General features: G+C 68.7%; 25 protein-coding genes. 3 read left to right on the forward strand and 22 right to left on the reverse strand.

The features are described from left to right. Positions 1-8: 8 nt before the first annotated feature. The 17 genes from rseP to Q7W02_17870 form a co-directional block, all read right to left on the reverse strand. Positions 9-1,370: an RIP metalloprotease RseP gene (gene rseP, locus Q7W02_17790; GenBank protein MDO8478015.1), complete on the reverse strand. Its 1,362-nt coding sequence runs from the start codon at positions 1,368-1,370 to the stop codon at positions 9-11. Continuing rightward, on the reverse strand, positions 1,367-2,566 hold the full coding sequence (locus tag Q7W02_17795) for a 1-deoxy-D-xylulose-5-phosphate reductoisomerase (GenBank protein MDO8478016.1): 1,200 nt from the start codon (positions 2,564-2,566) through the stop codon (positions 1,367-1,369). Before Q7W02_17795 ends, rseP begins: the two co-directional genes overlap by 4 nt. Beyond that, positions 2,563-3,432, reverse strand: a complete 870-nt coding sequence (locus tag Q7W02_17800; GenBank protein MDO8478017.1) for a phosphatidate cytidylyltransferase — start codon at positions 3,430-3,432, stop codon at positions 2,563-2,565. Before Q7W02_17800 ends, Q7W02_17795 begins: the two co-directional genes overlap by 4 nt. Next, positions 3,432-4,214: an isoprenyl transferase gene (locus Q7W02_17805; GenBank protein MDO8478018.1), complete on the reverse strand. Its 783-nt coding sequence runs from the start codon at positions 4,212-4,214 to the stop codon at positions 3,432-3,434. Before Q7W02_17805 ends, Q7W02_17800 begins: the two co-directional genes overlap by 1 nt. A 139-nt stretch (positions 4,215-4,353) precedes the next feature. Continuing rightward, positions 4,354-4,908, reverse strand: a complete 555-nt coding sequence (gene frr / locus Q7W02_17810; GenBank protein MDO8478019.1) for a ribosome recycling factor — start codon at positions 4,906-4,908, stop codon at positions 4,354-4,356. A gap of 4 nt (positions 4,909-4,912) precedes the next feature. After that, positions 4,913-5,662, reverse strand: a complete 750-nt coding sequence (gene pyrH, locus Q7W02_17815) for a UMP kinase (protein MDO8478020.1) — start codon at positions 5,660-5,662, stop codon at positions 4,913-4,915. A gap of 5 nt (positions 5,663-5,667) precedes the next feature. Next, positions 5,668-6,270, reverse strand: coding sequence for a translation elongation factor Ts (tsf, locus tag Q7W02_17820; GenBank protein MDO8478021.1), 603 nt, complete (start codon positions 6,268-6,270; stop codon positions 5,668-5,670). 14 nt (positions 6,271-6,284) lie between these two features. Then, entirely contained in the window at positions 6,285-7,073 is a 789-nt protein-coding gene (rpsB, locus tag Q7W02_17825) for a 30S ribosomal protein S2 (protein MDO8478022.1), read from the reverse strand. Positions 7,074-7,192: 119 nt separating this feature from the next. Continuing rightward, complete coding sequence (argJ, locus tag Q7W02_17830) at positions 7,193-8,407, reverse strand: bifunctional glutamate N-acetyltransferase/amino-acid acetyltransferase ArgJ (GenBank protein MDO8478023.1); 1,215 nt, start codon at positions 8,405-8,407, stop codon at positions 7,193-7,195. A gap of 7 nt (positions 8,408-8,414) precedes the next feature. Continuing rightward, positions 8,415-9,464, reverse strand: a complete 1,050-nt coding sequence (gene argC, locus Q7W02_17835) for an N-acetyl-gamma-glutamyl-phosphate reductase (GenBank protein MDO8478024.1) — start codon at positions 9,462-9,464, stop codon at positions 8,415-8,417. A 5-nt stretch (positions 9,465-9,469) separates the two neighbouring features. Continuing rightward, complete coding sequence (gene rpsI, locus Q7W02_17840) at positions 9,470-9,865, reverse strand: 30S ribosomal protein S9 (GenBank protein MDO8478025.1); 396 nt, start codon at positions 9,863-9,865, stop codon at positions 9,470-9,472. 23 nt (positions 9,866-9,888) lie between these two features. Beyond that, the gene (gene rplM, locus Q7W02_17845; protein MDO8478026.1) at positions 9,889-10,335 is read right to left on the reverse strand and encodes a 50S ribosomal protein L13; all 447 of its coding nucleotides are present in this window, start codon (positions 10,333-10,335) and stop codon (positions 9,889-9,891) included. Positions 10,336-10,431: 96 nt separating this feature from the next. Continuing rightward, positions 10,432-11,094, reverse strand: coding sequence for an endonuclease III (nth, locus tag Q7W02_17850; protein MDO8478027.1), 663 nt, complete (start codon positions 11,092-11,094; stop codon positions 10,432-10,434). Between the two features lie 11 nt (positions 11,095-11,105). Beyond that, positions 11,106-11,525: an HIT family protein gene (locus Q7W02_17855; protein ID MDO8478028.1), complete on the reverse strand. Its 420-nt coding sequence runs from the start codon at positions 11,523-11,525 to the stop codon at positions 11,106-11,108. After that, positions 11,522-12,667 carry a pyridoxal phosphate-dependent aminotransferase gene (locus Q7W02_17860; protein ID MDO8478029.1) on the reverse strand — a complete coding sequence of 382 codons (1,146 nt, stop codon included), beginning with the start codon at positions 12,665-12,667 and terminating at the stop codon, positions 11,522-11,524. The genes Q7W02_17855 and Q7W02_17860 overlap by 4 nt, the downstream gene beginning before the upstream one ends. Continuing rightward, positions 12,664-13,407, reverse strand: coding sequence for a glycosyltransferase family 2 protein (locus Q7W02_17865; protein MDO8478030.1), 744 nt, complete (start codon positions 13,405-13,407; stop codon positions 12,664-12,666). Before Q7W02_17865 ends, Q7W02_17860 begins: the two co-directional genes overlap by 4 nt. Before the next feature lie 5 nt (positions 13,408-13,412). Then, the gene (locus tag Q7W02_17870) at positions 13,413-14,849 is read right to left on the reverse strand and encodes an NAD-dependent malic enzyme (GenBank protein MDO8478031.1); all 1,437 of its coding nucleotides are present in this window, start codon (positions 14,847-14,849) and stop codon (positions 13,413-13,415) included. 224 nt (positions 14,850-15,073) lie between these two features. On the opposite strand from Q7W02_17870, the gene Q7W02_17875 reads away from it, so the two are divergent. Together Q7W02_17875 and Q7W02_17880 are read left to right on the forward strand one after the other, a co-directional pair. Further along, complete coding sequence (locus Q7W02_17875; protein ID MDO8478032.1) at positions 15,074-15,583, forward strand: YceI family protein; 510 nt, start codon at positions 15,074-15,076, stop codon at positions 15,581-15,583. Between the two features lie 269 nt (positions 15,584-15,852). Continuing rightward, a complete protein-coding gene (locus Q7W02_17880; GenBank protein ID MDO8478033.1) occupies positions 15,853-17,376 on the forward strand; it encodes a sigma-70 family RNA polymerase sigma factor in 1,524 nt (507 codons plus the stop codon). A 4-nt stretch (positions 17,377-17,380) separates the two neighbouring features. Here Q7W02_17880 and Q7W02_17885 read toward each other — a convergent pair whose 3' ends face one another. Then, a complete protein-coding gene (locus Q7W02_17885) occupies positions 17,381-19,666 on the reverse strand; it encodes an MMPL family transporter (protein MDO8478034.1) in 2,286 nt (761 codons plus the stop codon). A 166-nt stretch (positions 19,667-19,832) separates the two neighbouring features. Here Q7W02_17885 and Q7W02_17890 point away from each other — a divergent pair, with 166 nt between their 5' ends. Beyond that, positions 19,833-20,672 (forward strand): LLM class F420-dependent oxidoreductase, encoded by an 840-nt coding sequence (locus Q7W02_17890; protein ID MDO8478035.1) that lies wholly within the window; start codon positions 19,833-19,835, stop codon positions 20,670-20,672. Positions 20,673-20,682: 10 nt separating this feature from the next. On the opposite strand, the gene Q7W02_17895 is transcribed toward Q7W02_17890, so the two are convergent. From Q7W02_17895 to Q7W02_17910, 4 genes are read right to left on the reverse strand one after another with little or no spacing between them, the layout of a single operon-like run. Then, the gene (locus Q7W02_17895) at positions 20,683-22,233 is read right to left on the reverse strand and encodes an acyl-CoA carboxylase subunit beta (GenBank protein MDO8478036.1); all 1,551 of its coding nucleotides are present in this window, start codon (positions 22,231-22,233) and stop codon (positions 20,683-20,685) included. Between the two features lie 7 nt (positions 22,234-22,240). Continuing rightward, positions 22,241-22,756, reverse strand: a complete 516-nt coding sequence (locus Q7W02_17900) for a DinB family protein (protein ID MDO8478037.1) — start codon at positions 22,754-22,756, stop codon at positions 22,241-22,243. A gap of 10 nt (positions 22,757-22,766) precedes the next feature. Beyond that, a complete protein-coding gene (locus Q7W02_17905; GenBank protein MDO8478038.1) occupies positions 22,767-22,982 on the reverse strand; it encodes a biotin/lipoyl-binding carrier protein in 216 nt (71 codons plus the stop codon). Continuing rightward, entirely contained in the window at positions 22,975-24,318 is a 1,344-nt protein-coding gene (locus Q7W02_17910) for an acetyl-CoA carboxylase biotin carboxylase subunit (GenBank protein ID MDO8478039.1), read from the reverse strand. The genes Q7W02_17905 and Q7W02_17910 overlap by 8 nt, the downstream gene beginning before the upstream one ends. Between the last annotated feature and the right edge of the window lie 2 nt (positions 24,319-24,320).

The following is a 24,320-nucleotide window of genomic DNA, read 5'->3' on the forward strand; positions in this document are numbered from 1 at the left end:
CGCTCGCCTCAGCGGAAGAATCGGTCGAAGACGTCGAGCCGCGAGAGATCGTTGTACACGGCGTAGACCATCAGCATCATCAGGAGCACAAAGCCGACCTGCTGGGCGATCTCGCGCTTGCGCAGCGAGATCGGCCGCCCGAGGACCGCCTCGCAGGCGAAGAACAGCAGGTGGCCGCCGTCGAGCATGGGCACGGGCAAGAGGTTCAGCACGGCGAGGTTGACGCTGATCAGCGCGGTGAACAGCGTGAGGTAGTTGATCCCCTGCCGCGCCTGCTCGCCTGCCGCCGCGGCGATCTGGATCGGGCCCCCGATATTCGACGGCGCCAGCTGCACGGTCACGAGCTTGTACATGCCCTTGACCGTCAGGTACGTCCACTCCCAGGTTTTCAGCGCGCCTTCCCAGAGGGCGGTTGCCGGGTTGGAGCGGACGAACACGACACCGGCGCCCGGAGCCATCGAGTGGCTGACGCCGATCCGCCCCTTGCCCTCGGGACCGGTCGGCGCGGGCGTCACCGACAGCGTCAGCGTCTGCTCCCCGCGCTTGATCCCGAGCTCGGTCGGCTGCCCCGCGCGCCTGCTGATCGCGTCGGCGAAATCGTCCCACGAGCCGAGGGGCTTGCCCTCGAGCGAGACGACGAGGTCGCCGGCCTTGAGCCCGGCCTTCGCGGCCGGCCCGCCCGACACCACGTCCCCTATCTTCGCCTGGTCCGACACCGCCTGCCGGGCGCCGAGGTCCCAGTAGTCCTGCTCGTCGCCGAAGATGTCGCGCCCCGCCACCCGCTGCGGCGTCACCGCGAGCGTACGCTCCCCGCCCGCGCCGGCGACCTTCAGCTCGAGCTTGCGGCCGCGCCCCTCCTGTACGAGCGACTGCACCTCGTCCCAGTACTGGACGGCGCGGCCGTCCACGGTCAGTATCTTGTCGCCCGCCATGATCCCGACCTGTGCCGCCGCGCTGCCCTCGGCCACGCGGCCGACGACGGCTGGCACCACGGGCTTGCCCCAGATCATGAAGGCGAGCGCCGTCAGCACCACGGCGAGGACGAAGTTCATCCCGGGGCCCGCGAACACGATCAGAAAGCGCACCCACACGGGCTTGAGGTTGAAGGCGCGCGCGGGGTCCATCGCCCCGGTCTTGCCGCCTTCGAGCGGGTTCTCGTCGTCGCCCATCATCTTGACGTAGCCGCCCATGGGGATGGCCGAGAGACAGTACTCGGTCTCCTTGCCCTTGAACCGCCACAGCACGGGGCCGAAGCCGATGGAGAAGCGCTCCACGCCCACGCCGGACAGGCGGGCCACGATGAAATGGCCCCATTCGTGGATGAGGATCAGGATGCCCAGCACCGCGACGAAGGCCACGATGGTCGTCACCGGCCCACCCTCCCGGACACGCCCGCCGCGGCGGCGTTCGCCCCGCCGGGCAACCGGCCCTCGACGAAGCGGCGCGTCTCGGCGTCGACGCCCACGCATGTCTCGATGCTGTCGAGCGCGCGCGCGGGCACCCGCTCGAGCGCCAGGGCGATGAGCCCGGCGATCTGTGTGTAGCGGATCCTTCCTGCGAGGAAGGCGCCGACGGCGATCTCGTTCGCCGCGTTGAGGACCGCCGGAGCGCAGCCGGCCGCGGCCAGGGCCTGGCGGCAGAGCGACAGGCACGGGAAGCGCTCGACATCCGGCTCCTCGAACGTGAGCGAGCCGACCTTCGTCAGGTCGAGCCGCTCCCCCGGCCACGGCAGACGATCGGGATAGTTGAGCGCGTACAGGATCGGGATGCCCATGTCGGCCACGCCCAGCTGGGCGATGACCGAGCCGTCCACGTATTCGACCATGGAGTGAATGATGGACTGCGGGTGCACCACCACCTGCACCTGCTCCGCAGGGAGGCCGAAGAGCCAGCGGGCTTCGATGACCTCGAGCCCCTTGTTCATGAGCGTGGCCGAATCCACCGTGATCTTGGCCCCCATCTTCCACGTAGGATGATTGAGCGCGTCCTCGACGGTGACCGAGGCCATGTCGGCCTTCGACATCCGGCGGAACGGTCCGCCCGAGGCCGTGAGGAGGACGCGATGGACCTGGCTCCGCTGCTGCCCCTCGAGGCACTGGAAGATGGCGCTGTGCTCGGAGTCCACGGGCAGGAGCGGCGCCTTGTGCCGTCTCGCGGCCGCCGTCATCAGGCTGCCCGCCATGACGAGCGGCTCCTTGTTCGCGATGGCCACGGCTTTGCCGGTCTCGATGGCGGCCATGGTGGGCAAGAGCCCGGCGCCGCCCACGATTGCCGAGAGGACGACGTCGGCTGGGACGTCGCGCGCCAGGACGACGAGCCCGCGCGCGCCGCCCAAGATCTCCGGGCGCGGATGCCCGAGAACCCGGGCCAGGACGTCCACCGCGCGCTCGTCGGCGAGCGCGACGACGCGCGGCCGGTGAGTCCGGCACAACTCCGCCACGAGGTCAGGGTTCGTGCCGCGCGCGGCCAGGCCCTCGACGCGGAACTGACCGGGGAAGTGCTCGATCAGCTCCAGCGCGCGCCGGCCCACCGAGCCCGTCGCCCCCAGCACCGTCAGCCGTTTCATGCGCTCCATGCCCTTCCGTACGTCACATAGTAGAACAGCACCGGCGCGTTGAAGAGGAAACCGTCGATCCGGTCGAGAATGCCGCCGTGCCCGGGGATGAGATGCCCGGTGTCCTTGGTGCCCACGCTCCGCTTCAGCGCGGACTCGACCAGGTCACCCACCTGTCCGAGCACGCCCAGCAGGAGGCCGACGGCGAGGGCGTCGCGCATCCGCAGGCCCGGGAAGAGCCACCCGCCGGCGGTCAGCGCCGCGAGCAGCGAGGCCGCGAGCTGTGCTGTGGCGCCCTCGACCGTCTTGCCCGGACTGATGCCGGGAGCCAGCTTGTGGCGGCCGAGCAGCGAGCCAACGGTATAGGCGGCCGTCTCCCCTATGCACGTCACCCAGACCAGCAGCAGGACCCAGAGGATGCCGTCGGGTAGCGCGCGAAGCGAGATCGCGTGGCCGAGGAGCCAGTTGACGTAACAGACGCCGAGGAGCGTGACCGCCACGCGCTGCCAGCGGGCGGGGCCGGCGGCGCCCCTGTCGAGGCTGGCGGCCAGGAGCCCCAAGACCACGATCGCGAAGGCCGCGCCCGCGCGGTCGGGACGCACGAAGGCGAGCGTGATGAGCCCTCCCCAGAGAAGCCCGGCCTCGCGGAGGACCGGCACACCCGCGCGGTGGAACATGCGCGTGAACTCCCAGTTCGCGAGCATGCCGACGCCGACGATCATCAGCGTGAAGAGCCAGGCAGGCCCGCCGATCAGGATCCAGACGAAGATCGGGACGAGAACGATGGTGCTGAGGACGCGCTTGCCCAGCTCGGTCATGCGCGACGGCGTGGGGGCGTCCACAGGCGCCTGCAGCGGCACGCCCCGGGCTTCGGACATCACACGCGCCCGAAGCGCCGGTCCCGCTGCTGGAAGTCCGCCACCGCGAGGTAGAGGTCGCGCGGCCCGAAGTCGGGCCAGCGCGTGGGCGTCACCCACAGCTCGGTGTAGGCGACCTGCCAGAGCAGAAAGTTGGACAGGCGCATCTCGCCGCTCGTGCGGATCAAGAGGTCGGGATCGGGGACGCCGTCGGTGTAGAGCGCGCGGCCGATCCGCACCTCGTCGATCTCCTCGGGCTCGACCCGCCCGTCCCGGACGTCGCGCGCGAGCTGCCGGCAGGCGTCCACGATCTCGTCGCGCGCGCCGTAGTTGAACGCCATCACAAGCGTCAACCCGCTGTTGGCCGCCGTCGCATCTACCACGTGGCCGATGCGCCGCTGGACCGCGGGCGGCACGCCATTCGGGCGGCCGATGACGCGGAAGCGGACGTTGCGCGCCATGAGCTCCGGCAGCTCCCGGTCGATCGACCGCTCGAGCAGGCTCATCAGCGTCGAGACCTCGTGGCTCGGCCGGTTCCAGTTCTCCGAGGAGAAGGCATAGAGCGTCAGGTACCCGATGCCGACATCGCCCGCAGCCCGGACGGTGTTGCGAACCGCCTTGACACCCTCGCTGTGTCCGGCCACGCGGGGCAGGCCGCGCGAGGTCGCCCAGCGGCCGTTGCCGTCCATGATGATCGCGACGTGACGAGGCAGCGGGCGCGTGAGGATGCGGTCACGCAGCTCGCGCTCTCCGAGTGTCGTCAACTCCGCCGCCGCGGCATCGGTCCCAGCCTTGAGCGCCATATCGCGCCATTTTACGTGACGGCGGGGGCAAATTCTACGCAAATCGCCGCGATACAGGGCAAAAGCGGGGAGAACGTCAGGGCAATTGAGGCGCCGGAGGGAGTACGAGGGTCACTGGTCGCCCCCGTCGCCGAATAATCTACATCGCCAGGATTTCCTGCTCCTTCTTCTTCGCCAGCTCATCCACCTTGGCGGTGAACTTGTCCGTCGCCTTCTGGATGGAATCGTGTCCGCGGCGCTCCTCATCCTGTGAGACGTGCTTGTCCTTGGCCATGGCCTTGAGCCTCTCGTTGGCCTCGCGGCGGACGTTGCGGATCGCCACGCGGGCATCCTCCGCGTACTTGCCCACCGTCTTCGCCAGCTGCTTGCGGCGCTCCTCGGTGAGCGTCGGCATGGTCAGGCGCAGGACCTTGCCGTCGGACGACGGCGTGATGCCGAGGTCCGACTTATGGATGGCCTTCTCGATATTCCCTATCTGGGAAGCGTCCCACGGCTGGATGACGAGCGTTTTGGGATCCGGCACCGACAGCGAGGCCAGCTGGTTGAGCGGCGTCACGTTGCCGTAGGCCTCGACCCGGAGGTTGTCGAGCAGCGCCGTGTTGGCGCGGCCCGTGCGCACCCCGGAGAACTCGCGCGCGAGAAGATCGACGGCCGCCTGCATCCGCGTTTCGAGATCCTTGACGACGTTTTGCATGGCGCTACCCCTTGGGCGGTGTGGCGTCGTTGGTGACGACGGAGCCCACCGCCTCGCCGGCGACGATGCGCCGGATGTTGCCCCGCCTAGTCAGGTCGAAGACCACGATGGGCAGCTTGTTGTCCATGCAGAGCGAGATGGCCGTGGTGTCCATCACCGCGAGGCCCCGGTTGAGCGCCTCGATGTAACCGACGCGCGCCAGCTTGACGGCCTTCGGGTCCTTGGCCGGGTCGGAGGTGTAGATACCGTCTACCTTGGAGGCCTTCAGAAGCGCCTCGGCTCCGATCTCGACCGCGCGCAGGGCGCCTGCGGTGTCCGTCGTGAAGAACGGGTTGCCCGTGCCCGCGGCGAAGACCACCACCCGCCCCTTCTCGAGGTGGCGGATGGCCCGCCGGCGGATGTACGGCTCGGACACCGCGCGCATCTCGATGGCAGAGAGCACGCGCGTCGGCACGCCCGCCTTCTCGATGGCGTCCTGGAGCGCCAGCGCGTTGATGACGGTGGCGAGCATGCCCATGTAGTCGCCGGTGACACGATCCATGCCGCCGGCGCTCGCCGCGATGCCGCGGAAGATGTTGCCGCCGCCGATGACGACGGCCAGCTGCACCCCCATGTCGATCACTTCGCGGATCTCCTCCGCGATGCCGCCGATGGTCTCGGGGTCGATGCCGTAGCCCTGCTTGCCCGCCAGCGCCTCGCCCGAGATCTTGAGCAGGACGCGGCGGTACGCGGCGGGGGCCTGGGTGTCGGCCATGGGACCTAGTCCGCGCCGACCTGGAAGCGCACGAAGCGCTTGACCACCACGCGCTCGCCCATCTTGGCCGTCGCACCGTCGACCATCTCCTTGATCCGGGTCTTGCCGGTCGCGTCCTTGATGAAAGGCTGCTCGAGCAGGCACACCCCCGCGAAGAACTTTTCGAGCTTGCCCTCGATGATCTTGTCGATCACCTGGGGCGGCTTCTTCTGGTCGGCCATCTGCTGGCTGTAGATCTCGCGCTCCTTCTCCACCACGGGCCCCGGCACCTGCTCCCGCGAGACGTAGAGCGGGCTCGCCGCAGCCACCTGCATGGCCAGGTCCTTGACCAGCTGCTGGAAGTCGCCGGTGCGGGCCACGAAGTCGGTCTCGCAGTTGACCTCGACCAGGACGCCGATCTTGCTGCCCGGGTGGATGTAGGCGTGCACGAGGCCGTCCTTGGCCTCGCGGTGCTGCTTCTTGGCCGCGTCGGCAAGGCCTTTCTTTCTCAGGTGCTCGACGGCGCCCTGGAGATCGCCCTTCGAGGCCTCGAGCGCCGCCTTGCAGTCCATGACTCCCGCCCCGGTGCGGTCCCGGAGCTCCCTTACGAGCTCGGCTGACGATGCCATTGGGGGCGCGCTCCTCAGGCCTGCGCCGGGGCTTCGGCCGACGCGGCCATCTCGGCCTCGGTCACCACGGGCATGTCCGGAGAGGCCGGGATCTCGTCGGCCGCCGCTGTCTCCTTGGCAAGCGTGCCGGCGCCCTCGAGCACCGCGTCGGCGATGCGGGAGGTGATGAGCCGCACCGATCGGATGGCGTCGTCGTTGCCCGGAATCGGATAGTCGATCCCGCTGGGGTCGCAGTTGGTGTCTACGATGGCGACGATGGGAATGGCGAGCCGCCGCGCCTCCTCCACCGCGATCGTCTCCTTCTTGGGATCGATGATGAAGACGGCCGAGGGTAGCCGGTCCAGGTTCCTGATGCCGACCAGTGTGTGCTGGAGCTTCTCGCGCTCCCGCTCGAGCACGATGACTTCCTTCTTCGGCAGCCGATCGTACTCGCCCGTCTCCTTCATCTCGTCCAGCTTCTTGAGCCGCGCGATGGACTTGCGGATCGTGGCGAAGTTGGTCAGCGTGCCGCCGAGCCAGCGGTGGTTGACGTAGAACATGCCGCAGCGGGTCGCCTCCTCGAGCACCGTCTCCTGCGCCTGCTTCTTCGTGCCGACCATCAGGAGCGTGCCGCCGCCGGCCGCGAGGTCGCGCACGTAGGCGTACGCCTCACGGAACTTCTTGAGGGTCTTCTGGAGGTCGATGATGTAGATGCCGTTGCGCTCCCCGAAGATGTACTTCTGCATCTTGGGGTTCCAGCGCTTCGTCTGGTGGCCGAAGTGCACGCCGGCCTCCAGCAGCTCCTTCATGGTCAGTGCCGCCATCTCATTCTCCTCTTCGGTTGGCCTCCGATCGGGAGCGGCAAGGTCCGTGCCTTGCACTCCCCTGCGGCGCATGCCGCAGGGACCGAAGCTCGCGATCGTGCGATTTAGACTGCCTGTTGCTAGGTCGTGTACTTGCCGTTGATCCGGACGTACTCCTCGCTGAGATCCGATGTCCACACCCGGTCCTGGCCGCGGCCGAGACCCAGGTCTATGCTGATCGAATACTCGGGCTCCGCCATGAGCGCGCGGATCTTGTCGAGCCGCGCGCCCGCCTTGAGCATGCCCTTCTCCACCAGCGCTTCGTCGCCTACGCTGATCGCAACCTTGTCCTGCGCCACGCGGGCCGGCGACTTGCCCAGCGCCATCATGATCCTGCCCCAGTTGGGGTCGGCGCCGTTGACCGCGGTCTTGACGAGCGGCGAGTTCGCGACCGATCGCGCGGCCAGCAGCGCCTCGCGCCGCGTCCGCGCCCCGCTCACGCTCACCTCGACCACCTTGGTCGCGCCCTCGCCATCGGCCACAAGCATGCGCGCGAGCTTCGCCACGACAGCCTCGAGCCCGCGCGCGAACTCCCGCAGGCCCCGGCTGCCGCGCTCGAGCGGCGCGTTCTCCGCGAGCCCGTTCGCCAGCACCGCGACCGTGTCGCTCGTGGACTGGTCCCCGTCCACCGTGATCCGGTTGAGCGACCCGTCGACCGCCCGCTTGAGCACCCTCGGCAGCGCGTCCGAGGCGACCATCGCGTCCGTCGCCAGGAAGCAGAACATCGTCGCGAGGTGCGGCTCGAGCATGCCCACGCCCTTGGCGATGCCCCCGATCGTGATCGGGCGCCCGCCGATCTCGATCCGGAGGGCCGCTTCCTTGATCCGCGTGTCGGTCGTCATGATCGCCTCGGCGGCGCTCCGGCCGCCCTGGGGCGAGAGACCCTTGACGAGCTTCGGCAGCGCCGCGCGGATCTTGTCCATCGGCAGCGGCTGGCCGATCACCCCCGTCGCGGCGATCAGCACCTGGCCGGGCTTGATACGCAGGAGCTCGCCGACCGTCTTGGTCATCTCGCGAGCGTCCTTGATCCCCTGCTCACCCGTGCAGACGTTCGAGCAGCCGCTCGAGGCGAGAATGGCCTGGGCCCGGCCGTCGCGGATGTGCTCCTGCGAAACGACCACCGGCGCGCCCTTGACCTGGTTGGTGGTGAAGACCGCGGCGGCCCGCGCGGGCGCCGAGGAGTAGATCAGGGCGAGGTCCTTCTTGCCGCTGGGCTTGATGCCGGCCGCCATGCCCGAGGCCAGGATGCCCGGGACGGCCGTGATGCCTCCGTCGAGCCACTGCATGTCCGCCATGCGGACCCTACGGGTACACCGGTGGCGCTTCGAGACCCGTCCGCTCGTCCCACCCCATCATGATGTTGAGGTTCTGGATGCCGTTGGCCGAGCCGCCCTTGCCCAGGTTGTCCAGGGTCGAGACGCAGACGGCGCGCCCCGTGCGCGGATCGGAGACGACGGCGATGTCGCAGAAGTTGGAACCGGTCACGGAGCGGGTCGTCGGCCGCTCACCCTCGGGCAGCACCCGCACGAAGGGCTCGCCCGCGTAGAACTCGCGGTAGAGGGCGAGGAGGTCGGCCGTGCCCGCGCTCTTCGCGAGCGGCACCGAGGCCGTGATCAGGATGCCGCGGTTGAGCGGCACAAGATGTGGAGTAAAGCCGACCACGACGGGCTTGCCCGCAAGGGCCGAAAGCTCCTGTTCCATCTCGGGCGTGTGGCGGTGAGTCCCGATGGCGTACGCCTGCACGTTCTCGTTGGCCTCGGCGTACAGGTACATGGGGTCGATCGTCCGCCCCTGCGCCCCTGCCCCCGTCACGCCCGACTTGCCGTCTATCACGATGCCCTCGACCCGCCCGAGCCCGCTCTTGAGCAGCGGCGCCGTCGCCAGGATCGCGCCCATGGCGTAGCAGCCGGGGTTGGCCACGAGCGAGGCGCCCGAGATGGCCTTCCTGTACAGCTCCGGCATGCCGTACACGGCTTCCCCGAGCCCTGCGGCGTCGATGTGGCCCGCCTTGTACCAGGTCGCGTAGAGCGCGCCGTCGCGCAGCCGGTAGTCGGCCGAGAGATCGATGACCTTGCGGCCGTGCTTCCGGAGGACGGGCACCGCACGCTGGGACTCCATGTGCGGCAGCGCGAGGAAGACGAGGTCGGCCTCGTCGCTGATGCGCGCGGGGTCGAGCTCGCTGAACACCAGCGCCGAGAGGCCGCGCAGGTGCGGGAAGACCTTGTCGAGCCGCTCGCCGGCCAGCCGCTCGGATGTCACCGCGACCAGCTGGAGCTTGGGGTGGACGCAGAGCAGGCGGAGGGCTTCCGCCCCCATGTAGCCGCTCGCCCCGGCAACCGCCACGCGCAGCACGGCGCCTACCGCTTGGAGTACTGGAACTTCGACCGCGCGCCCGGCTGGCCGTACTTCTTGCGCTCCTTCATCCGCGGGTCGCGCGTGAGAAGGCCCGCCCGTTTGAGCGTCGGCCGCAGGTTGACGTCGAACTCGAGCAGCGCCCGGGCGATGCCGTGGCGCACCGCGCCTGCCTGGCCCGACGGCCCCCCGCCGCCCACGTTGATGGTGGCGTCGAAGGTCCCGAAGGTGTTCGTCACCTGGAGCGGCTGCGCGATGATCATGCGCAGCGTCTCCCGCGGGAAGTAGTCCTCGAATGGGCGGCGATTGACCAGGATCCGGCCGCCACCCGGCCGGAGCCATACGCGCGCCACCGACGTCTTCCGCCTTCCCGTACCGTAGAACTGCGTCGCTGCGGCCATTCGCTCTCCTCTTGGACCCTGCGTCAGTTCTTGGTCCGGCCGCCGGTCGGCAGGGCTTCCGGCTTCTGCGCGGCGTGCGGGTGATCGGATCCCTTGTAGACCTTGAGCTTGCGTGCCATGGCCCGGCCGAGGCGCCCCTTGGGGAGCATGCCCTGGATGGCCCACTCGACCACGCGCTCGGGATGGCTCTTGAGCATGCGCTCCGCGCTCACCTCGCGCAGACCGCCGATATAGCCGGAGTGCCACCGGTACATCTTGTCGGTGAGCTTGCGTCCCGTCAGATGGATCTTCTCGGCGTTGATCACCACCACGTGGTCGCCCACGTCGAGGTTTGGAGCGAACGTGGGCTTGTGCTTGCCGCGCAGCACGTGCGCCACCCGGCTGGCCAGCCTTCCCAGTACCTTGCCGCTGGCGTCCACCACGAACCACTTCCGCTCGATCTCGTCTTCCTTCGGCATTACCGTCGCCATGATCTCAGTCCTTCTCCTGCTTTAGAAGTCAGCTACTTGGCGTTCGCTCTTCCGGAAATTGTCAACGGGTAATGCTATAGGAAATCGGCAGCTGAGTCAACCACGCTCTGCCCGCGTCTTGCCGGACCAGGGGCACATGGCCAGAACCGGGCAGCGGGGGCAGTCGGGCTTGCGCGCGCCACAGGTACGCCGCCCGTGGATGATCAGAAGATGGGTCGCCCGGGTCCACTTCGGCTTCGGGATGAGCGCGCAAAGATCGTCGTGGATCTTCAGAGGCTCGTCGGCCCGCGTGAGCGCGAGCCGCTGTGATACGCGGGTGACGTGGGTGTCCACGGCCAGGGCCGGAATGCCGAAGGCGTTTCCGAGGACGACGTTGGCCGTCTTCCGGCCTACACCCGGCAGCGCCGTCAGCTCGTCGACGGTTCGCGGCACGTCACCGCCGTGGCGCTCGCAGAGGGCCCGGCCCATCCCGACGAGCGAGCGCGCCTTGGCCTTGAAGAAGCCCGTCGAGTGGATCTCCCGCTCGAGCGTGGGCGGGTGGGCCCGGGCGAAGTCCTCCGCCTTGCGATAGCGGTCGAAGAGCGCCGCCGTCACGGCATTGACCCGCTCGTCGGTGCACTGCGCCGAGAGAATGGTCGCCGCCAGGAGCTCGAGCGGAGTCCTGAATCGCAGCTCGATCCCGGCGTCGGGATAGGCTTTCCCGAGCCGCGCCAGGATCTTGGCGGCCCTTGCCCTTTTCGCCTGCGCCGGCTCGGGCACGGTGGCGCGCTCTACGCGAGCGCCACGCGGATCAGCGCGACGCGCCGCGCGGCCTCGCCGGCCGGAAGCGGCTTGGAGTCGTGAGACACGCGCCACACCGGCCAGCGGGGCTCGGGGTCGTCCGGAAGGCGCGGCACCAGGTGCCAGTGGATGTGCGGCACCTGGTTGCCGAGCAGCTCGTAGTTCATCTTCACGGGCCGATAGACCTGCGCCAGCGCCTGCGCCACGCGGTTCACGTCCTCGATGAGCGCCGCCCGCTCGCCGGCCTCGAGGTCGTACAGCTCGACGGCGTGGCGCTTGAGCACGACGAAGACCCAGCCGGGGAAGAACTGGTCTTCGTTGAGATAGGCGCGGCTCGTTCCGAGGTCGGCGATGAAGAGCGGGCCTTCGGCGGCGACACGCGCGCACATGACGCACTCGGCAGCCGTCATGGCCGCCGCTCCCGCAGGTACCGCCCGATTCGCTCGACGGCTTCCTCGATGCGCCCGAGCGAGTTGGAGTAGGAGAAACGGAGGAACCCCTCGGCGCGGCTGCCGAAGTCCACCCCGGGCGTTACCCCTACGTGCGCGTGCTCCAGGATGTCGAAGGCAAGGGTCTTGGAGTCCGCTCCGAAGCGCTTGGCATTGGCCAGGACATAGAAGGCGCCCGTCGGCGGCACCGCGACACCGAGCCCGATGCGCCTGAGCCCCGCCACCATCGCCTGCCGCCGCTGGTCGAAGATCGTGCGGAAGCGCGCGGTGTCCTCCCCAGCCTCCGTCAGCGCCGCGAGCGCCGCCCACTGGACGAACTCGTTGGTGGAGATGAAGAAGTTGCCGTGCGCGGTCTGGAGCGCGCGCATGAACTCGCGCGGCGCGATGACATACCCGAGCCGCCACCCCGTCATGGCGTACGCCTTCGAAAAGCCGTTGAGCACGAAGGCATGGTCCGTGTACTCGAGGATGGTGTGCTCGGCTCCCTCGTAGGTCAGGCCATGGTAGATCTCGTCGGAGACGATCCAGGGACCGAGCCCCGCCACCGCCTTGAGGGTCTCGGCGGTCATCACCGAGCCGGTGGGGTTGGCGGGCGAGTTGATGAGGACGGCCCGCGTCCGGGACGACAGGCGGGACGCGAACTCTGCGGGCCGGCACTGGAAGCCGTCCTCCTCCCAGGTCGGCGCCTCGACGCACTCGCCGCCCGGATAGCGGACCAGGTTCGGGTAGACGGCGTATCGCGGGTCGGTGAGCAGCACCTGGTCGCCCGGGTCGAGCAAGCTCGAGAAGAGCAGCAGCATGGCGGGCGAGGTCCCGGCGGTCACGAGCACCTGCTCCGGCGAGACCGTGACGCCGTAGCGCGCGCGGTAGTGCTCCGCGATCGCCTCCCGCAGCGGGACGAGTCCCAGGCTGTGCGCGTAGCGCGTCCGGCCGTCCTTGAGCGCCTTCTCGGCCGCTTCGCGGATCACCGGCGGGGTGTCGAAGTCGGGCTCGCCGAACTCGAGATGGATGATGTCCTTGCCCTCGCGCTCGAGCTCCTGCGCACGCTGGAAGACCTCGACAGCAAGAAAGGGCTCGATGACCTGTGAGCGCTTCGACGTCACCGCCGCGTCTCCCCGATCCGCGCCAGCCGCCGGCGCGCCGCCAGGATTTGAACCAGCATCCGCGGGCCGTCCGTGAGCACGCCGACCTTCGAGCCCGGCTGGTCGGCCCAGTTGATGGCGACCTCCGTCACCCGATAGCCGAGCCGGCGCGCCAGGAGGAGCAGCTCCACATCGAAGCCGAAGCCCTCCGTCCGCAGCTCCCCGAACAGCGCCTCGGCGGCGGCGCCCCGGAAGAGCTTGAAGCCGCACTGCGTGTCGCTGACCTCGGGGACGCCCAGCCGTCTCACCAGGAAGTTGAAGACGTCGCCCGAAAGCTTCCGGTGCAGCCGCACGTGCCGGCTCACCGACGGGTCGGCCAGGGCGCGCGAGCCGATGGCGACATCGGCGCCCGCGTGGATCGCCGCCTCGAGGCGCTTGACCTCGCCGATGGGCGTGGCGCCGTCGGCATCGGCCATGAGCCGGAGCTCGCCGCGCGCCGCGCGCATGCCCGCCCGGACGGCGAAGCCCTTGCCGTGGTTCGCGGCCAGGCGGTGGAGCGTCACCGAGGCATTCGCAGCCTGCGCTTCGAGCACTCGCGCGGCCGTCTCGTCGCGGCTGCCGTCGTCCACCACCAGGATCTCGTACGGCTCGTCACGCCCGTCGAAGTAGGCGATGACCTCGCCGAGGTACACGGGCAGGCGCAGCGCCTCGTTGTAGGCGGGGATGATCACGGACCAGCGCGGCTCGCCCACGGCCCGCACGGCGCTCAGGACCAGATGGGCGAGTCGGCGCGCGCGCGGCGGCGGGCGACGCCGGTCCGCTGCGCCGCGCGGGCGACCTCGCTCGCCACGGCCGGGGCGACCTTCTTGTTGAACACGCTGGGAATGATGTACTCGGGCCCGAGCTCCTGCTTGGCCACGCAGGAGGCGATGGCATGCGCCGCCGCGAGCTTCATCTCGTCGTTGACGAGCCGGGCGCGGATGTCGAGGCGCCCGCGGAACAAGCCGGGGAAGCAGAGCCCGTTGTTGCTCTGGGTCGGGTAGTCGCTGCGCCCGGTGGCCATGACCCGCACGTGGCGCAGCGCCTCCTCGGGCTGGATCTCGGGCACCGGGTTGGCCATGGCGAAGACGATGCGGTCGCGCGCCATGCGCTTGAGGTCGCGTAGGCTCAAGGCGCCCGGCACCGAGAGGCCGATGAAGACGTCCGCGCCCCGCATCGCGTCGGCCAGCTTGCCCTTGACCTGCTGGGGGTTGGTCGCCTCGCTGACCCACGTCTTCATGAAGTCCATGCCCACAGTGCGCCCGCGGTAGATCGTCCCGTGCTCGTCCACCCCGATGATGTGCCTGACACCGTGCGCCTGGAGCATCTTGATCACGGCCGTGCCGGCCGCGCCCACGCCGCAGACGACGACCTTGAGACGCTTCGGGTCCTTGCGGACGATCTTGAGCGCGTTCAGGAGCGCCGCCATGACGACGACGGCCGTGCCGTGCTGGTCGTCGTGGAAGACCGGGATGTCCAGCTCCTTGCGCAGCCGCGCCTCGACCTCGAAGCAGCGCGGGGCCGAGATGTCCTCGAGGTTGATGCCGCCGAAGGCGGGGGCGATGATCTTCACGGTCTCGACGATCTTGTCGGGGTCCTTGGTGTCGAGGCAGATGGGGAAAGCGTCCACCCCGGCCAGCTCCTTGAAGAGCATGGCCTTGCCCTCCATGACCGGCATGGCCGCCTCGGGGCCGATGTCGCCAAGCCCGAGCACCGCGGTGCCGTCGGTGACGATGGCGACGGTGTTCTGCTTGATGGTCAGCGAGAAGGCGCGCTGCGGGTCTTCCTTGATCGCCAGGCACACGCGGGCCACGCCCGGCGTATAGGCCATGGAAAGGTCGTCGCGCGTCCTGATCGGCACCTTGCTACGCACCTCGATCTTGCCGCCGAGATGCATGAGGAACGTGCGGTCCGAGATGTTGGCGATCTTGACGCCATTGAGGCGGCGCAGCTTGTCGATGATGCCCTGGCCATGCTCGCTGTCCCGCGCCTTGATCGTGATGTCTCGGAAGACGCGGTCGCGCGTCATCTCGACCAGGTCTACCGCGCCGATGTCACCACCGGCCTTGCCGATGACCATCGTGACCCGTCCCAGCATGCCGGTGCGGTTCAGGATCGCCAGGCGGACCGTGAAGCTGTAGGAAGCGCTCGGCGCGACGGCCATCAGTCCAACTCCCGCAAACATGCGGTCATATGTGGGTTTTTCACGATAGGACCCTTCCTTGGGTCGTGTCAACCAAATTCCCGGGCTCGAGCCCGTCCCTCCCGATTGACCCGTGCGGCGCGGCCGTGCTATCCACGCCCATGCGCTCGAGTAGAGCCCTCGCGTGGCTCGTCCTCCTAGTACCGCTGGGAGCGTCCCCGGCTTTCGCCGAGCCGGCCCGCTGGATGCCGGTCCGAGGACAGAGCCTCGTGTCCTTCGACGCGGTCTTCCCGCCGGCCGACTTCAGCGGCTTCGGCCGCGACCTTTCGGGCGAGTTCGAGGCGGACGCCGCCGATCTGAGCCAGGGCGTCAGCGGCAACCTGACCGTGCAAGTGCTCGGCATCAGCACCGGCAACGAGGGGCGCGACAAGGAGATGTGGAAGGCGCTGGCTGCCGACCGCCACCCGACCATGTACTTCGTGATCCAGACCATCGAGGCGCCCTCGTTTCCCCCGGGCGCCGCGGAGCACACCGACACGCTGCTGACCATCCAGGGACGGCTGTCCATCGCGGGGGTCGAGCGCGTGAAGCGCTTCTCGGGACGCGTCCGCCTGAAGCAGGGGCGGCTCTGGGTGCGAGGCGAGAGCCGCTTCAAGATGAGCGACTTCGGCATCAAGCCTCCGCAGTATCTACTCCTTCCGGTCAAGGACGAAGTCGGCGTGGGCTTCGATCTCCTACTCGAGCGTCAACCCTAGTCAAAGCTAGAGGGATCGCCGCAGGAGGTCGAGCGCCAGGGCGGCGAACTCGCGGGAGATCACGGCCGAGTTCGCGTAAACGATCTGCCCGAGAGAAACGTCCTAACCCACCACGCGGCCGAGAATAAAGCCCGGCTGGGCGCCGTCAACAACAAAAACGCCGGATTACGGAACGCCGGCGCGGCCGCGGGAGTTTTATTCCCGAGGGAGAATCCCGCAACCGGCGGGCGTTCGTAAGCATCTAAAACGGCAGAGGAGATCATACGAGCATGACGTTCAGAGAAGCTGGCGATCCAGAATCCCCTGAGGCCATCCATTCGGAGGCCGCTCTCGCTCAGCCAAAGTCCAGGCTGCGGAAGGGCGCCCTACCCAGGGTTGAGGCTGAGCCGTCCGGGGTCGAGCTCGAGGACGAGGAGAAGGCCGCGGCCGTCGTCCTCGAGGAAACCCCTGCCCTGTCCGAGGAAGCGCTGCGACCCAGCGCGGCCCCGGCCGAGGATCCCGTCCGCCTCTACCTCAAGGAAATCGGCAAGGTCCATCTGTTGACGGCCCAGCAGGAAGTCAGCCTCGGCCGCCGGATCGAAGTGGGCCAGATCCAGCTCCGCCGGGCGCTGGCGGGCATTCCCGTGGCGACAACGCAGATGCTGGCCCTGGTGGACCGGATCCGGCACGCCGAGCTCGGGCTGGACGAGGTCATCGTGCTGCCCGAGGGCGGCCTACCCAAGCCCGACGAGATCAAGCCCCTGCTGGCGGTCTTCACGCGCATCCGGCGGCTCGAGCGCGAGATCGAACGGCTGCAGGAGCCGCTCCACGACAAGCGCCGCGGGAAGACCACGCGCGCGAACTACCACAAGTGGGTCGCGCAGAACCGCGCCGCGATCCAGACCGCGGTCGAGAAGCTCCCGCTCAAGCCCGCGCTCGTGGACCGGCTGGTCGGCGACGTCCGCCGCCAGGCGAAGCGCCTCGCCGAGCTCCGGACACCCAAGGACATCCGCGCCCTCGAGGGCGAGATCGGGCTGGGCAAGAAGGCGCTCCAGGCCGCGCTCCACGAGATCGAAGGGCACGACCGCATCGTGCGCCAGGCCAAGCGCGAGCTGATGGAGGCCAACCTGCGGCTGGTCGTCTCGGTCGCCAAGCGCTACCTCGGCAGCGAGCTGACGCTCCTCGACCTGGTCCAGGAAGGCAACATCGGCCTCATGAAGGCGGTGGACCGCTTCCAGTACCGGCGCGGGTTCAAGTTCTCGACCTATGCGACCTGGTGGATTCGCCAGGCCATCACGCGCGCCATCGCCGACCATTCGCGCACCATCCGCATCCCGGTGCACATGGTCGAGACGCTGAACCGCATCTCGCGTGTCAACCGCGCCCTCGTCAACGAGATGGGCCGCGAGCCGACGCCCGAAGAGCTCGCCAAGAGGACCGGCGTGCCCGCGCGGAAGGTCCGCCTGATCCTCGAGTCCTCGCGCAAGCCGCTCTCGCTCGAGACGCCGATCGGCGAGGACTCGGAGCTGGGAGACTTCCTGGAGGACAAGAGCACCGAGTCGCCGAACGACACCCTGATCAGCCAGGACCTGACGAATCAGGTGGAGCGGGCCCTCGGCATGCTCTCACCCAAGGAGAAGACGATCCTGCGCCTGCGCTTCGGCATCGGCGAAGAGGGCGAGCACACGCTGGAGGAAGTCGGCAAGCGCTTCTCGGTCACCCGCGAGCGCATCCGCCAAATCGAGACCAAGGCGCTCCGCAAGCTGCGCCACCCGCTGCGCGGCCGGGCGCTCAAGGCCTTCGTCGAGAACTGATCCCCTACCCGCCGCCCGTGGAGCACCCGCGGGCGGCGGGCGCTGACCCCCACCGGCACAGGCGCGCGAGCGGCGCCGGCACCCACCAGTTCCACCGCCCCATCAGCCGCATCGTCGCCGGCACCAGCAGGGCACGCACCACGGTGGCGTCCAGGATGACGGCGATGCCGATCCCGATGCCCACGGCCTTGATGATCACCGAGTCGGCGAGCGCAAAGGCGAAGAAGACTCCCGCCATGATGGCCCCGGCCCACGTGATCAGCCGGCCGGTCCGCTCCAGCCCCGCGCCCACGGCCAGCACATTGTCTCCTGTGCGCTCGTACTCTTCCCGCACGCGGCTGAGCAGGAGGACCTCGTAGTCCATCGACAAGCCGAAGATCAGGCAGAACATGATGATGGGCGTGGCGGTCTGGATCGGCCCAGGAGTGAAGTGGAGCCACTGGGCCAAGTGGCCCTCCTGGAAGATCCAGACGAGGGCCCCGTACGAGGCGCTGATGGACAAGAGGTTCACGACGACGGCCTTGAGGGGCAGCAGCACGGACCGAAGCAGCACCAGCAGCGCCAGGTAGGTCGCGACGACGACGAGGGCGATGGCGAGCGGGGCGTTGTCAGCCACGACCCTCATGAAGTCCAGGTCGAAGGCCGTTGGGCCCGTCACGAGCAGCTCGCCGTCCACCGGCGGGTGTGAGGCGCGGATGGCGTGGACGAGGGCGCGCGCCTCATCACTGCCGGCCGGCAGGTCCGTGGATACCGCGAGAATCATGATGCGCTCGCCGACGACCCGCGCCACGGCGGCTTGCATCTCCTCAGGCCACAGGGCGGTCGGCACCTTGACCATCCGCTGGTAGTCCTCGCGGCTCATGTCCGGAGCGAGGTCCATCACACTCTGCACGCCGGTGACTCCGGGCTGCCCCGCGAGCCAGCGGCTCAGGTCGTAGGCCTGTCCCACGCGCGGGGGTGACAGCGGTGATCCGTCGTCGTACCTGAGCACCACGACGACGGGCGTCGCACCCTCGCCGGGGAACTCCTTCCGGAGCAGCTCGGCGCCGCGGCGGGCCTCGGCCCACGGCGGCAGCGACGATACGTCACCCGCGCCGAGCCGGATGTGAAGGAACGGCAGCCCCAGCAGAAGGAGGAAACCAGCGACCGGTAGAAAGACGCGCCACGGGTGCGCCATGACCAAAGCCGCCAGTCGATGCCAGAAGCCCGACCCGGCACCAAGCTTCGCGGGACGGAAAAAGGGAAGCGACAGGGCGTTGACCCGCGGGCCCAGGATGGCCAGGGCCGCGGGAAGGAAGGTCAAGCCGTAGACGACCGACAGCGCCACGACAATGGTGCCCGCGAGCCCAAGCGAGCCGATATTGCCCAGCCCCAGCACCAGCATGCCGAGGAGCCCGATGGCCACCGTCACGCCCGAAAAGAGGATCGCGCGCCCCGTGGTCGCCAGCGTCGCCGCGAGCGCCTCGGGCACCGGATGGCGCACGATCTCCTCCCTGAAACGGTTCACGATGAAGAGCGAATAGTCGATGGCGACGCCGAGCCCGATCATGGTGACGATGTTCGGGGCATATGCGGATACCGACATGTATCGGGCCAAGAGGGTCGTGCCCGCCATGCCGCCGACCATGGCGAGCATCCCGACGCCTAGAGGCAGCAGGGCCGCTACCACCGAGCCGAAGGCCAGGAGCAGGAAGACGGCCACCACCGGCAGGATCACCAGCTCCGCGCGCTCCAGGTCCTGCTTCGCCACCTCGACGAAGTCGTGGTTGAGCGGGACCATGCCGGCCGCCACCACGTCGAGCGTGCCCGACCGCACCAGCGCGCGGAGCGAAGCGTACACGGCGGGGGGAACCGACGAGAACTCCAGCGAGGCCTGGCCCGTGGAGCGGGCCTTGAGCTCGACGACGGCGCGGGTGCTTTGCCTATCGCGCGAGAGATAGGCGGGATCCGGCGGCTCCGCATCGTACGCCGTGCGGATCCGCGCGACCTTCGCGTCCGCCTTGAGCGGCGCCAGGGCCCGCGCCACCTCTTCCCGGAACGCGCGATCGGTGGCGCGCAGCGTGGGGCTGCTGAATATCAGGTCGAAGGAGACGGGCTGCCCGGGCAGCTGCCGCGCCATCAGGTCGGCGGCGCGTCCCGACTGCGTGGTCGCGAGCACGGTGCCGGCTTCGAGCCTGGCGCCTTGCGCCAGAACGATGATCGCAGGAACAAGCGAGAGGACCGAGAGGCCGAACAGCCACCAGCGGAGGCGATACACCTGCCACCCCCACCGTCCGAGAACATTGCTCATCGCGTGGTGCGCTCCCCCGGCGCGCAGCTTCGGCTTCGCCGCAGCCAGTCGCCGCGAGCCCGCTTCAAGAGTAGCAGGAGACGGGATTGCCAGGCATTGGACTTTGCTTCCATCTGCCGCTAGACTGCCCTCGACCGCGGTACACCAGACCACCCAGGAGGATTCCATGCACATCGGCGTCTGCATGTTCGCCACCGACTACGCGATCCGCATCGACGAGCTGGCCCGGGAGGCCGAAGCGCGCGGCTTCGAGTCGCTCTTCGTCCCCGAGCACACTCACATCCCGGTGAGCCGGCGCACCCCCTTCCCGAGCGGCGGCCCGATCCCGAAGGAGTACTCCCACACCTTCGACCCGTTCGTGTCGCTCATGGCCGCCGCGGCGGCGACCAAGCGCATCCGGATCGGCACCGGCATCTGTCTCATCATCGAGCGCGACACGATCACCACGGCCAAGGAGGTCGCGAGCCTCGACGTGCTCTCGGGCGGGCGCTTCGAGTTCGGCGTCGGCGGCGGCTGGAACGTGGAGGAGATGGAGAACCACGGCACGGTCTTCGCGTCCCGATTCAAGCGGCTGGGCGAGCAGGTGCGGGCGATGAAGGAGATCTGGACCAAGGACGAGGCGGAGTTCCACGGCCAGCACGTCAACTTCGACAAGGTCTGGTCCTGGCCAAAGCCCGCGCAGAAGCCGCACCCGCCCGTCCTCCTGGGCGGCGAGAGCGGCCACACGCTCCAGCGCGTGGTGGACTTCTGCGACGGCTGGTTCCCGCGCGGCCGCGCGGCCGAGGTCATCATGCCGGCCCTCAAGGACCTCCGGGCTCGCGCCGCCAAGGCCGGGCGCGACATGAAGACCATCTCGACGTCCGTCTTCGGCGCCAAGCCCGACGAGGCGATGCTCGAGTCCTACGCGGCTGCCGGCATCACGCGGGCCATCCTCAGGCTGCCGTCCGAGGGGCGCGAGGGAGTGCTGCCGCTCCTCGACCAGTGGGCCAAGCTCATCAAGAAGTAGCGCGGCCGGGCTATACCGGCATCACTCCGTGCTTCTTCCAGGGGCGGTCGACCTTCTTGGTGGCGGCCATCTCGAGGGCGCGGATCAGGACGGGCCGGGTCTCCCGCGGGTCGATGACGTCGTCGATGAAGGCGCCGGCGGCGGCGATATAGGGGTTGATGAGCTTGCGGAACTCCTCGACCCGGCTCGCGCGCTCTTCGTCGGGGTTGGCGGCGGCGGCGATCTCCTTGCGGAAGATGATGTTGGTGCCGCCCTCGGGACCCATCACTGAGATCTCCGCCGTAGGCCACGCGACGATCAGGTCGGGTTCGTATGCCTTGCCGCACATGACGAAGTAGCCTGCGCCGTACGCCTTGCGCACCACCACCGTGACCTTCGGCACCGTCGCCTCGCTGACGGCGTAGAGCATCTTGGCGCCGTGTCGGATGATCCCCTGCTTCTCGACCTTGGAGCCGACCATGAAGCCCGGGACGTCCTGGAGGAACACCAGGGGGATGTGGAAGGCGTCGCAGAGCATGATGAAGCGCGCGGCCTTGTCGGCCGAGTCCACGTCCAGCGCCCCGCCCAGCACCATGGGCTGGTTGGCGACGATGCCGACGGAGCGGCCGCCCAGGCGGGTGAAGCAGGTGATCAGGTTCTTCGCCCAGCCCGGCTTGATCTCGAAGAAGTGTCCGCGGTCCACGATGGCCGCGATGACCTTCTTCATGTCATAGGCCCGGCGCGCGCTGTCGGGCACGATAGAGAGCAGCGCCTCGTCCATCCTGTCGGCGGGGTCGTCGCTCGGCAGGATCGGCGGCTGCTCGAGGTTGGACCCCGGGAAGTAGGACAGGTACTCCTTGATCGCGTCGATGCATGCGGCGTCGTCGGCCACTTCGAGATCGGCCACGCCGGAAATCTCCGTGTGGACCTTGGAACCGCCCAGCTCCTCCGCGGTGATGTCCTCGCCGACGATGGCCTTGACGAGCGGCGGGCCGCCCAAGGCCATGTGGCTCGTGCCCTTGACCATGGGCACGAAGTCCGACAGCGCCGGGATATAGGCCGTGCCCGCCGCGCCCGGGCCCATCATGGCCGCGACCATCGGCACGACGCCCGACATGATGGATTCTTCCCGGAAGAGGAACCCCGACTGGGCGAAGGTGGAGCCGATGGCCTCCTGGATGCGCGCGCCCGCCGAGTCGATGAGCCAGATCATCGGCATGCGCTTGGAAAGCGCGGTCTCGCGCGCGCGGTTGCACTTAACCTCGGCCGTGCGCCCCATGGAGCCCGCCATCACCGTGAAGTCGTAGGCGATCAGCGAAGCCGGCCGGCCGTTGATCTTGCCGAAGCCCGTCACGACGCCGTCGGCAGGCGTCTCCTTGCCCTTCATGGCCGGCGAGATGTTGGCGTGGGTCGCGAGGAGCCCGATCTCGTAGAAGGAGCCCGGGTCGAAGAGGCGGTCGATCCGCTCGCGGACCGTCAGCTTGCCCTCAGCGTGCTGCTTGGCGATCGCTTCCGCCCCGCCCATGGCGAGCGCGCGCACGCGCCGCGCCTTGAGATCTTCAACCAGATCCTTCATGCCCATAGCGGCTTCAGGCCTTGGGCAGACGGTAGTAGAGCACCATGTCGGTCGGCGCCGGCGAGCCCTTGGTCATGGTCACCATGGTCGCGACCTCGCTGCGGTGATGGGTCGCGTGGTTGACCACGTGCTGGAGGAGCTGCCAGAGCGGCTGGCTGAAGGGCTTGCCGTCCGTCGCCTTGTAGTCCAGCGTCCTCTTGAGGTCTGCCGTCCCGAGGGCCGTCATGAAGGCCTTCTGCTCGGCCTCGAGCGCGTTCCAGCTCTTCCTGAGATCAGCCAGGCTCGCGAAGTCGGCGTCGCCGTAGAGCTTGGTCGGCGAATTTCCCTTCCAGCGTTCGAGCCAGATCCGGTCGGCGCCGTAGATGTGGGCGAGCATGCCCTTGAGCGTCGGGAAGCTGAACTGCTTGCCGACTTCCTTCCTGGCCGTATCTTCGCCCAGCGCCGCCACCTCGTCGAAGTGCTTGCGGTTGCCCCACCAGTGATAGCCCCAGATACCCCGAATCAGCTCACGGTCCAGCTCGAGCTCCATGGTCCGCCTCCTAGTCCAGGACGGCGACCGTGTCGCCTTCCTGCACGGTCTGCCCCTCGGCCACCTTGATCTCCTTCACCTTGCCGGCCCGCGGCGCCTCCACCGGGATCTCCATCTTCATGGACTCCAGCACGATCACGGGATCTCCAGCTGCCAGCGAGTCGCCGACCTTGCTCGTGATCTGGAAGACCACGCCCGTGATGTGCGCCTTGACGTCTTCAGCCATTGAACGCTCCTTGTTCGACCATCTGGGTATGGGTGCGTCCCTCGCGGAACGCCGCGCTTCGCATCACGCGCAGGTGGAACGGAATGGCGGTCTTGGGCCCCTCGACGACGAAGGCTCTCAACGCCGCCTCCATGCGGGCGATCGCTTCCTCGCGCGTCGCGCCCGCGGCCACCAGCTTGGCCAGCAACGGGTCGTAGTGTACCGAAACCTGGCAGCCTTCGGCGACCCCGCTTTCGAGGCGGATGCCGGGGCCTTGGGGCGGGCTCCAGCGTGTAATCGTCCCCGGCGAGGGCATGAAGTTCTTGGCCGGGTCCTCAGCGTAGATGCGGCACTCGATGGCGGCGCCGCGCTGGAGAATATCCTCCTGGCGCCACGGCAGGGCCTCCCCGGACGCCACCTTTAACTGAGCCTGGACGAGGTCGAGCCCCGTCACCTCTTCGGTCACGGGGTGCTCTACTTGAAGCCGCGTGTTCATCTCCAGGAAGTAGAACTCCTCACCCTGGACGATGAACTCCATCGTCCCGGCGTTGACGTAGCCGACCGACCTGGCGCCCTGGACGGCCGCCGCCGTCAGGCGCTCCTTGAGGCCCTGCGGCAGGCACGGAGCCGGGCTCTCTTCGATGAGCTTCTGGTGGCGCCGCTGGATCGAGCACTCCCTCTCGTGCAGGTGCACCACCTGCCCGCCTCCGTCGCCAAAGACCTGCACCTCGACATGGCGCGGCTCGGTGAGATAGCGCTCCACGAAGAGCGCGGCCGAGCCGAAGGCCGCCTGCGCGCGGCGCTCGGCCGTCGCGTACGCCTGCGCGAGCGCCGATTCGTCTGCGACCTTGACCATGCCGATACCGCCTCCGCCTGCCGCGGCCTTCAGCATCACCGGGTAGCCGATCTCCCCCGCAGTCTGCCGGGCCAGGTCGAGCGAGGCGACGGGGCCTTCGCTGCCGGGCACGACGGGCACGCCGGCCCAGAGCATCTGGCGCCTCGCACCGACCTTGTCGCCCATCTGCTGGATCACGCGCCATGGAGGCCCGACGAAGACGAGCCCCGCCTCCTCGCACGCCTTGGCGAATCCCCAGTTCTCGGAGAGGAAGCCGTAGCCGGGATGGATCGCCCCGGCGCCTGTCCGGCGCGCGGCCTCGAGTACGCGCTCGACGCTGAGATAGCTCTCCCGGGCGGGCGCGGGGCCGATCAGGACGGCTTCGTCGGCTTCACGCGCGTGGGGCCAGTCGGCGTCGGCCTCGGAGTAGACGGCGATCGTGCGGATACCGAGGGCCCTGCAGGCGCGGAAGATGCGGCGGGCGATCTCCCCGCGGTTGGCGACGAGGACGCTCTCGAGCACGC

The sequence above is a fragment of the Candidatus Rokuibacteriota bacterium genome, assembly GCA_030647435.1.
In the GTDB taxonomy this organism is placed as follows: Bacteria; Methylomirabilota; Methylomirabilia; order Rokubacteriales; family CSP1-6; genus AR37.